The organism is Acidovorax sp. HMWF018, from assembly GCF_003061035.1.
GTDB lineage: Bacteria > Pseudomonadota > Gammaproteobacteria > Burkholderiales > Burkholderiaceae_C > Acidovorax > Acidovorax delafieldii.
On sequence record NZ_QAIM01000622.1, the window covers coordinates 1 to 10,946 of the forward strand.

General features: G+C 61.2%; 5 protein-coding genes and 1 pseudogene. All 6 read left to right on the forward strand.

Translation table 11 applies throughout. The features are described from left to right. Positions 1-214 (forward strand): annotated as a pseudogene (gene rplA / locus DBR23_RS26275) (50S ribosomal protein L1); the annotation flags it as partial. 241 nt (positions 215-455) lie between these two features. After that, the gene (gene rplJ, locus DBR23_RS26280) at positions 456-980 is read left to right on the forward strand and encodes a 50S ribosomal protein L10 (protein WP_108500058.1); all 525 of its coding nucleotides are present in this window, start codon (positions 456-458) and stop codon (positions 978-980) included. Positions 981-1,020: 40 nt separating this feature from the next. Then, positions 1,021-1,398, forward strand: coding sequence for a 50S ribosomal protein L7/L12 (gene rplL / locus DBR23_RS26285; RefSeq protein ID WP_008907085.1), 378 nt, complete (start codon positions 1,021-1,023; stop codon positions 1,396-1,398). A 266-nt stretch (positions 1,399-1,664) separates the two neighbouring features. After that, positions 1,665-5,777 (forward strand): DNA-directed RNA polymerase subunit beta, encoded by a 4,113-nt coding sequence (gene rpoB, locus DBR23_RS26290; RefSeq protein ID WP_056745841.1) that lies wholly within the window; start codon positions 1,665-1,667, stop codon positions 5,775-5,777. 21 nt (positions 5,778-5,798) lie between these two features. After that, complete coding sequence (rpoC, locus tag DBR23_RS26295) at positions 5,799-10,034, forward strand: DNA-directed RNA polymerase subunit beta' (protein WP_056745839.1); 4,236 nt, start codon at positions 5,799-5,801, stop codon at positions 10,032-10,034. 179 nt (positions 10,035-10,213) lie between these two features. Continuing rightward, positions 10,214-10,822 carry a LemA family protein gene (locus tag DBR23_RS26300; RefSeq protein WP_108500059.1) on the forward strand — a complete coding sequence of 203 codons (609 nt, stop codon included), beginning with the start codon at positions 10,214-10,216 and terminating at the stop codon, positions 10,820-10,822. Positions 10,823-10,946 lie beyond the last annotated feature (124 nt).

Consider the following 10,946-nt stretch of genomic DNA (forward strand, 5'->3'; position numbering starts at 1 on the left):
GCAATTCCGCGTGGACAAGGCCGGTATCGTGCATAGCACCATTGGCCGCCGTTCGTTCGACAACGAAAAGCTGCAAGGCAACCTGGCTGCGCTGATCGATGCACTGAACAAGGCCAAGCCAGCTTCGAGCAAGGGTCTGTACCTGCGCAAGGTCGCTGTGTCCTCCACGATGGGCGTTGGCGTCCGCGTGGATACGCAATCCATCGCAGCGTAATTGCGATTGAAATCTTCGGGCCTTTTTCAAAGGGCCTGATGTGGTGGGCTGTGGGTGGTGCAATACCTGCCTGCAGGCCATCCAAGACCGTTGGTGTGTGGCTCGCCGCACTTAATCCCCTTGCGGGGCCAACGCAGATGGCGATCCCGCTGCAGATGGAATTCGTTCCGAAACAGTTGGTCGCTGCAACAAGAGCGCGCAGGAGGGTGCAAGCCTGAGTGCGCAATTTAAGGAGTAGACCTTGAGTCTTAATCGCAGTGAGAAAGAAGCGGTCATCAGTGAAGTGACCAGCCTCGCCGCTAAAGCTCAAACGCTTGTGATCGCGGAATACCGTGGCATCACGGTCGCCGACATGACCAAACTGCGCGTTGATGCTCGCAGCAAGGGTGTGAGCCTGAGTGTTCTGAAGAACACCCTGGCCCGCCGTGCTGTGGCAGGCAGCCAGTTTGACGTGGTGGCAGACCAGATGACCGGTCCCCTGATCTATGGCTTCTCCGAAGACGCCGTGGCTGCCGCGAAAGTGGTGGCTGACTTTGCGAAGACCAATGACAAGTTGGTGATTCGCGGTGGCGCTTTCGGTGGTAAAGCCCTGGACGTCAACGGCGTGAAGCAACTGGCCAACATTCCTTCCAAGGAAGTTCTGCTGGCTCAGATTTGTGGCTTGCTTATGTCCCCCATGTCGCGTACAGCCGTTGTGCTGGGCGCACTGGCGGCGAAAAAAGGCGAAGGCGCAGCCGTACCGGCCGCCGAACCTGCAGCAGCTTGATAGCTGGGCAGTCAACCAACACAATTGTTAGGAAATCAAAATGGCATTCGATAAAGACGCATTTTTGACCGCGCTGGACAGCATGACGGTTCTGGAACTCAATGACCTGGTGAAGGCCATTGAAGAGAAGTTTGGCGTGAGCGCTGCAGCTATGGCTGCTCCTGCTGCCGCTGGTGGTGGCGCTGGCGCCGCTGCTGCTGAAGAAAAGACGGAATTCAACGTGGTGCTGACCGAAGCCGGCGCCAACAAGGTGTCCGTCATCAAGGCAGTGCGCGAAATCACCGGCCTGGGCCTCAAGGAAGCCAAGGACCTGGTGGACGGCGCTCCCAAGAACGTCAAGGAAGGCATTGCCAAGGCCGACGCCGAAGCAGCCGTCAAGAAGCTGGTGGAAGCCGGCGCCAAGGCCGAACTCAAGTAATTCGGTCTTGCTCAAGGGCTGGAGTGCTCCTCAAAGGGCCTCCAGCCTTTGGTGCTTTCAGAGAGCACCCGTAAGCCCCGTCTGCAACGAGGCTTTCGAGTGTCTTCTGACAACCCCGACAGCAGAAGACGCCTTGGTTCGGGTGATGTGCAACGCATCACCGTCCGCCATGGTTGGTAGTGGCCAACCGCCAAGCCCGTAAGGACCACGCTCCTTGCGGGTCAGTCGTCGAAGACCCAGGACTCATGTCTTTGCCCGGAGATCTCATGGCCTATTCCTACACCGAACGCAAGCGAATTCGCAAAAGTTTCGGCACCCGCGATAGCGTGCTCGAAGTTCCTTATCTGCTGCAGATGCAGAAGGACGCATACACCGCTTTCCTGCAGGCAGATACAGCACCCCAGAAAAGAACCATCGAAGGCCTTCAGGCGGCATTCGACGCTGCCTTCCCTATCGTCTCCCACAACGGTTTTGTGGAGATGAAGTTCATTGAGTACAACCTGGCAAAGCCTGCCTTCGATGTGCGTGAGTGCCAGACCCGTGGTCTGACGTTCGCCTCGGCAGTGCGCGCGAAGGTGCAACTGATCATCTATGACCGCGAGTCCTCGACGTCGCAGTCCAAGGTGGTCAAGGAAGTGAAGGAGCAAGAGGTCTACATGGGGGAAGTGCCCCTGATGACCGACAAGGGCTCGTTCATCATCAACGGCACGGAGCGCGTGATCGTGTCGCAGCTGCACCGTTCGCCAGGCGTGTTTTTCGAGCATGACAAGGGCAAGACCCACAGCTCGGGCAAGCTGCTGTTCTCGGCTCGGATCATCCCGTACCGCGGCTCCTGGCTCGACTTCGAGTTCGACCCCAAGGACATCCTGTACTTCCGCGTGGACCGTCGCCGCAAGATGCCGGTCACGATTCTGCTCAAGGCCATCGGCCTGAACCCCGAGTCCATCCTGGCGAACTTCTTCGTCAACGACAACTTCCGTCTGATGGACAGCGGTGCGCAAATGGAGTTTGTCTCCGAGCGCCTGCGTGGCGAAGTGGCACGCTTCGACATCACCGACAAGTCGGGCAAGGTGGTTGTGGCCAAGGACAAGCGCGTCACGGCCCGTCACACCCGCGAACTGGAGCAGTCTGGCACCACGCACATCAGCGTGCCAGAAGACTTCCTGATTGGCCGTGTGGTCGCTCGCAACATTGTGGACGCCGACACGGGCGAAATCATCGCCAAGGCCAATGAAGAACTGACTGAAGCGCTGCTCAAGAAGCTGCGTACTGCCGGCGTGCAAGACCTGCAGGTCATCTACACGAACGAACTGGACCAAGGCGCCTACATCTCGCAGACCCTGCGCATCGATGAAACGGTGGACGAGTTCGCTGCCCGCGTGGCCATCTACCGCATGATGCGCCCCGGCGAGCCGCCGACAGAAGACGCCGTGCAGGCCCTTTTCCAGCGCCTGTTCTACAACCCCGACACGTACGACCTGTCGCGCGTGGGCCGCATGAAGTTCAACGCCAAGATTGGCCGCGACGAATCCACTGGCCCCATGGTGCTGTCCAACGAAGACATCCTGGCCGTGGTCAAGATCCTGGTGGACCTGCGCAACGGCAACGGCGAAGTCGATGACATCGATCACTTGGGCAACCGCCGCGTGCGTTGCGTGGGCGAACTGGCCGAAAACCAGTACCGCACGGGCCTGGCACGTATCGAAAAGGCCGTGAAGGAGCGTCTGGGCCAGGCCGAGCAAGAGCCGCTGATGCCCCACGACCTGATCAACAGCAAGCCGATCTCGGCCGCCCTGAAGGAATTCTTCGGTGCCTCGCAGCTGTCGCAGTTCATGGACCAGACCAACCCGCTGGCTGAAATCACGCACAAGCGCCGTGTATCTGCCCTCGGCCCAGGCGGTCTGACCCGTGAACGTGCAGGCTTCGAAGTGCGCGACGTGCACGTGACCCACTACGGCCGCGTCTGCCCTATCGAAACGCCTGAAGGTCCCAACATTGGTCTGATCAACTCGCTGGCTCTGTACGCCCGCCTGAACGAGTACGGTTTCATTGAGACCCCGTACCGTCGTGTGGTGGACGGCAAGGTGACCAACGACATCGACTATCTGTCGGCGATCGAAGAAGGCAAATACGTGATTGCGCAGGCCAATGCGCAGCTCGACAAGGACGGTCGTCTGACGGGCGAACTGGTCTCAGCCCGTGAAAAGGGTGAGTCGATTCTGTGCGGCGCAGATCGCGTGCAGTACATGGACGTGTCGCCCGCGCAGATCGTGTCGGTGGCGGCCTCGCTGGTGCCATTCCTGGAGCACGATGACGCGAACCGCGCTTTGATGGGCGCCAACATGTCGCGCCAGGCCGTGCCTGTGCTGCGTCCTGAAAAGCCCCTGGTCGGTACGGGCATCGAACGCGTGGCCGCTGTGGACTCGGGCACCGTGGTGACCGCTACACGTGGTGGTATCGTGGATTACGTGGATGCCACCCGTATCGTCGTCCGCGTGAACGACGACGAAGCCGTGGCCGGTGAAGTGGGTGTGGACATCTACAACCTCATCAAGTACCAGCGTTCCAACCAGAACACCAACATCCACCAGCGTCCTATCGTCAAGAAGGGTGACAAGCTGGTCAAGGGTGACGTCGTGGCCGACGGTGCATCGACGGACTTTGGCGAAATCGCCATCGGCCAGAACATGCTGATCGCGTTCATGCCCTGGAACGGCTACAACTTCGAAGACTCGATCCTGATCTCCGAACGCGTGGTGTCCGAAGACCGCTACACCTCGATCCACATCGAAGAGCTGGTGGTCATGGCTCGCGACACGAAGCTGGGTGCAGAAGAAATCACACGCGACATTCCGAACCTGTCGGAACAGCAACTGAACCGTCTGGACGAGTCCGGCATCATCTACGTAGGCGCTGAAGTGCAACCCGGCGACACGCTGGTCGGCAAGGTCACGCCCAAGGGCGAAACCACCCTCACGCCTGAAGAGAAGCTGCTGCGCGCCATCTTCGGCGAGAAGGCTTCCGACGTGAAGGACACGTCGCTGCGCGTGGACCAGGGTTCGTCCGGCACCGTGATCGACGTGCAGGTGTTCACACGTGAAGGCATCCAGCGCGACAAGCGTGCCCAGCAGATCATCGACGATGAACTCAAGCGCTTCCGTCTGGACCTGAACGACCAGCTGCGCATCGTGGAGGCCGACGCCTTTGATCGTATCGAGAAGCTGCTGACCGGCCGCGTGGCCAACGGCGGCCCACAGAAGCTCGCCAAGGGCACGAAGATCGACAAGGCCTATCTGGCTTCCGTCGAGAAGTTCCACTGGTTCGACATCCGCCCTGCGGAAGACGAAGTCGCCACCCAACTCGAATCCATCAAGAACGCGCTGGAGCAAACGCGCCACAGCTTCGACCTGGCCTTTGAAGAAAAGCGCAAGAAGCTCACGCAAGGCGACGAGCTGCCTGCTGGCGTGCTCAAGATGGTCAAGGTGTACCTGGCCGTCAAGCGCCGTCTGCAGCCTGGCGACAAAATGGCCGGCCGCCACGGTAACAAGGGTGTGGTGTCCAAGATCGTTCCGGTCGAAGACATGCCCTACATGGCCGACGGTACGCCTGCCGACATCGTTCTGAACCCGCTGGGCGTGCCCTCGCGGATGAACATTGGTCAGGTGCTGGAAGTCCACCTGGGCTGGGCCGGCAAGGGCATTGGTCAGCGCATCGGCAACATGCTCCAGGAGCAGGCCAAGGCGTCCGAGCTGCGCACCTTCCTCGAAGAGGTGTACAACTCGCGCGGCCGCAAGGAAGACCTGTCGCAACTGAGCGACGACGACCTGATGGCCATGGCGGAAAACCTGACGAGTGGTGTGCCTTACGCTACCCCCGTGTTTGATGGCGCTTCGGAAGAAGAAATCAAGGACATGCTCAAGATCGCCTACCCGGACGATATTGCTGAGCGCAAGGGCCTGACACCGACCCGCACACAGGCTTATCTGTTTGATGGCCGCACGGGCGAGCGCTTTGAGCGCCCGACCACCATCGGCTACATGCACTACCTGAAGCTGCACCACTTGGTGGACGACAAGATGCACGCCCGCTCGACCGGTCCTTACTCGCTCGTCACGCAGCAGCCGCTGGGTGGTAAGGCGCAGTTCGGTGGCCAGCGTTTCGGGGAAATGGAAGTGTGGGCGCTGGAAGCTTACGGCGCCGCCTACGTGCTGCAGGAAATGCTGACCGTGAAGTCCGACGACGTCGTGGGCCGTACAAAGGTGTACGAGTCCATCGTCAAGGGCGAACACGCCATCGAAGCCGGCATGCCGGAATCGTTCAACGTGCTGGTCAAGGAAATCCGTTCGCTGGGCCTGGACATCGAGCTGGAACGCTCCTAAGCAGAAAAGGAAAGAGTCACTATGAAATCGCTACTCGACCTGTTCAAGCAATTCACGCCGGACGAGCATTTCGATGCCATCCGCATCGGCATGGCTTCGCCCGAAAAGATCCGTTCGTGGTCTTTCGGCGAGGTGAAGAAGCCCGAAACCATCAACTACCGCACATTCAAGCCCGAGCGTGACGGTCTGTTCTGCGCCAAGATTTTTGGTCCTATCAAGGACTACGAATGCCTGTGCGGCAAGTACAAGCGCCTCAAGCACCGCGGTGTGATTTGCGAGAAGTGTGGCGTTGAAGTCACTCAGACTAAGGTGCGTCGCGAGCGCATGGGCCACATTGATCTGGCCGCACCTTGCGCTCACATCTGGTTCCTGAAGTCGCTGCCTTCGCGTCTGGGCCTGGTGCTCGACATGACGCTGCGCGACATCGAACGCGTGCTGTACTTTGAAGCCTACGTGGTGACCGACCCCGGCATGACCCCGCTGAAGAAGTTCAGCATCATGTCCGAGGACGACTACGACGCCAAGCGCAAGGAATATGGCGACGAGTTCATCGCCAAGATGGGCGCCGAAGGCATCAAGGACCTGCTGGAATCCATCGACATCGACCTGTCGATCGAACGCCTGCGCGGTGACCTGACCGGCTCCGAAGTCAAGGTCAAGAAGAACGCCAAGCGCCTGAAGGTGCTCGAAGCCTTCAAGAAGTCGGGCATCAAGCCCGAATGGATGGTGCTCGAAGTGCTGCCCGTGCTGCCACCGGACCTGCGTCCGCTGGTGCCGCTGGACGGCGGCCGCTTCGCGACCTCCGACCTGAATGACCTGTATCGCCGGGTCATCAACCGCAACTCGCGTCTGCGCCGCCTGCTGGAGCTGAAGGCCCCTGAAATCATCGCCCGCAACGAAAAGCGGATGCTGCAGGAAGCCGTCGACTCGCTGCTGGACAACGGCCGCCGTGGCAAGGCCATGACGGGCGCCAACAAGCGTGCGCTGAAGTCGCTGGCCGACATGATCAAGGGCAAGTCCGGCCGTTTCCGCCAGAACTTGCTGGGCAAGCGCGTGGACTACTCCGGTCGTTCCGTGATCACCGTGGGCCCAACGCTCAAGTTGCACCAGTGCGGTCTGCCCAAGCTGATGGCGCTGGAGCTGTTCAAGCCTTTCATCTTCTCGCGCCTGGAAGCCATGGGCATCGCGACGACGATCAAGGCCGCCAAGAAGGAAGTCGAATCCGGCACCCCCGTGGTGTGGGACATCCTGGAAGAGGTCATCAAGGAACACCCCGTGATGCTGAACCGTGCACCTACGCTGCACCGTTTGGGCATCCAGGCCTTTGAGCCCATCCTGATCGAAGGCAAGGCCATCCAGCTGCACCCCCTCGTCTGCGCGGCCTTCAATGCCGACTTCGACGGTGACCAGATGGCTGTGCACGTCCCCCTGTCGGTGGAAGCGCAGATGGAAGCGCGCACGCTGATGCTGGCCTCCAACAACGTGCTGTTCCCCGCCTCGGGCGAGCCCTCCATCGTGCCCTCGCAAGACGTGGTGCTGGGCCTGTACTACGCCACCCGTGACCGTATCAACGGCAAGGGCGAAGGCCTGGTGTTCGCTGACACGGGCGAAGTGCAGCGTGCCCTGGACGCTGGCCAGGTCGAACTGGCTGCCAAGATCACGGTGCGCATGACCGAGTGGACCAAGGACAAGGCCACGGGCGAATTTGTGCCCTCGACCTCCCTGGTGGAAACCACTGCAGGCCGCGCACTGCTTTCCGAGATCCTGCCCAAGGGTCTGCCGTTCAGCAACATGAACAAGGCGCTGAAGAAGAAGGAAATCTCCAAGCTCATTAACGTGAGCTTCCGCAAGTGCGGCCTGAAGGAAACCGTGGTGTTTGCAGACAAGCTGCTGCAAAACGGTTTCCGCCTGGCTACGCGCGCCGGTATCTCCATTGCCATCGACGACATGCTGGTGCCTCCGCAGAAGGCCGGCATCATTGAGCGCTCCGAGAAGGAAGTCAAAGAGATCGAACAGCAGTACGTGTCCGGTCTGGTGACGTCTGGCGAGCGCTACAACAAGGTGGTGGATATCTGGGGTAAGGCCGGCGACGAAGTGTCCAAGGTGATGATGGCCCAGCTGTCCAAGCAAAAGGTCACCGACCGCCACGGCAAGGAAGTGGACCAGGAGTCTTTCAACTCCATCTACATGATGGCCGACTCCGGTGCCCGCGGCTCTGCTGCCCAGATCCGTCAGGTGGCTGGTATGCGGGGTCTGATGGCCAAGCCAGACGGCTCGATCATCGAGACGCCCATTACCGCGAACTTCCGCGAAGGTCTGAACGTGCTGGAGTACTTCATCTCCACCCACGGTGCCCGTAAGGGTCTGGCCGACACGGCGCTGAAGACGGCGAACTCCGGTTACCTCACCCGCCGTCTGGTGGACGTGACGCAGGACCTGGTTGTGACCGAAGAGGATTGCGGCACGGCCAATGGTTCGCTGATGCGCGCCATCGTCGAAGGCGGTGAAGTGATCGAATCGCTGCGCGAGCGTATCCTGGGTCGCACTGCGGCTGAGGACGTGCTGCACCCCGAGAACCGCGCGGTGCTGGTCGAAGCTGGTGTGATGCTGGACGAAGACCTGATCGAAGAGCTCGAAGCCGCTGGCGTGGACGAAGTGAAGGTGCGCACGGCCCTGACCTGCGAAACCCGCTACGGCCTGTGCGCCAAGTGCTACGGCCGCGACCTGGGCCGCGGTGGCCTGATCAACCTCGGCGAAGCCGTGGGTGTGATCGCTGCCCAGTCCATCGGCGAGCCCGGCACGCAGCTGACCATGCGTACGTTCCACATCGGCGGTGCCGCTTCGCGTGCAGCCATCGCGTCGAGCGTGGAAGCCAAGTCCAACGGCGTGATCGGCTTCAACGCCACGATGCGCTACGTGAGCAACACCAAGGGTGAGCTGGTGGTGATTGCACGTTCGGGTGAAATCATCATCCAGGACGAGCATGGCCGCGAGCGTGAGCGCCACAAGGTGCCTTACGGTGCGACGCTGACGGTGAAGGCCGACCAGCAGATCAAAGCCGGTACGATCCTGGCCAACTGGGATCCGCTGACGCGACCCATCATCACCGAGTTCGCCGGCCAGACCAAGTTCGAGAACGTCGAAGAAGGCCTGACGGTGGCCAAGCAGGTCGATGAAGTGACCGGTCTGTCCACACTGGTGGTGATCGATCCGAAGCGCCGTGGTGCCGCCAAGGTGGTGCGTCCGCAGGTGAAGCTGATCGACGCCCAGGGCAACGAAGTGAAGATCCCTGGTACCGACCACTCGGTGACCATCGGCTTCCAGGTCGGCGCTCTGATCCAGGTGCGCGATGGCCAGGACGTGGGCCCCGGCGAAGTGCTGGCGCGTATTCCGGTCGAAGGCCAGAAGACCCGCGACATTACCGGCGGTCTGCCCCGCGTGGCCGAGCTGTTCGAAGCCCGTACACCGAAGGACAAGGGCACGCTGGCCGAAATGACCGGTACCGTGTCGTTCGGCAAGGAAACCAAGGGCAAAGTTCGCCTGCAGATCACTGACCCTGAAGGTCGCGTGTTCGAAGAGCTCGTGCCCAAGGAAAAGAACATCCTGGTTCACGAAGGCCAGGTGGTGAACAAGGGCGAATCGATTGTGGACGGCCCAGCCGACCCACAAGACATTCTGCGTTTGCTGGGTATCGAAGAACTCTCGCGCTACATCGTCGATGAAGTGCAGGACGTGTACCGCTTGCAGGGCGTGAAGATCAACGACAAGCACATCGAGGTGATCGTTCGTCAGATGCTGCGCCGCGTCGTGGTCGAGAACGTCGGCGAGTCGAACTACATTGCCGGCGAGCAGGTCGAGCGCTCCGAGATCCTCAACACCAACGAGGCACTGCAGGCCGAGGGCAAGATCCCTGCGACCTACAGCAACCTGTTGCTGGGTATCACGAAGGCATCTCTGTCCACCGACTCGTTCATCTCGGCCGCTTCCTTCCAGGAAACGACCCGCGTGCTTACCGAGGCTGCCATCATGGGCAAGCGCGACGAGCTGCGTGGCCTGAAGGAAAACGTGATCGTGGGTCGCCTGATCCCTGCCGGTACGGGTCTGGCCTACCACCAGGCACGCAAGGCCAAGGACGCCATGGACGACGCCGAGCGCCGCGCCATCGCCGAAGCCGAAGCCGCCGAAATGGCAGCCCAGTCGGACGCCTCGGATGTGGACAGTGGCAGCGTCACTGCCACCGACGCAGCGGCAGACTGATAGAAAACAGCAAGGCCTCCCCCAGGCCCTGCTGCGGTCGCCACAGCGCCCCCGTCCTGTCCCAGGCAGGCCGGGGGCGTTTTTGATGGACGCGTGTCTTTTCACCGCCCGTCGTTTGTTTCAACTTTCTGTTTTTCGGGCCGCGACGGGTGCAGCAGCATCCGCTCCGGCAACTGTGCATGCTGTGGTCGTCGCCCCTCTTCTGGATTGGTTTTGCTGTCTTTCTGTTCTGGGCCCTGGGGGCCTACAACCGTCTGATGCGCCTGCGCTCGGCCGTCGTTCAGTCGTTCGGCAGTTTTGACGCACACATGGTGCGGCTGGTGGCCTTGCTTGGCGAGTTCGGGGCGGCGCAGGCCGTACAGCGCGGCAGCTTGCTGGCCGATGCAGGTGCGCAAGAGTTGGCCGCGCTGCAGGGTGCCGTGACGCAATTGAGTGCCTCGCTGGCCGTGGCACGCGCCCGCCCGCTGCAGGGTGACGCGGTGGCTGCATTGACGGCCGCCCGCGAAGTGCTGCGAGCAACCTGGGCCACCGCCTTGCAGAAGTTGCTGGCCGACCCTGCACAGCCAACAGCATTGGCCTCGGCTGCAGATACCGCTACGGTGACCCCAGGGTCTGCGCCCGTGGTCCTGTCCGTGTGGCAGGTGCGCTGGGAGGAACACGCCGTGCAGAACGAGCAAGCGATTCGCGTGTTCAATGAGGCCGTGGTGCAGTACAACAGTGCCATTGCCCAGTTTCCGGCCAGCCTGCTGGCCTGGGTGTTCGGGTTCAAGGCGGCACGTGCGCTGTAACCCGCTTTCAGGATCACGATGACTCCACCTCCCCACCAACGTCCCCGCCGCACCGGTGGCAACGCGCCGCGTCCCGTGCGCGCAAGCTCCGGCCAGCAGTCTCCGCAGGCGGGTTCTGCTGCGG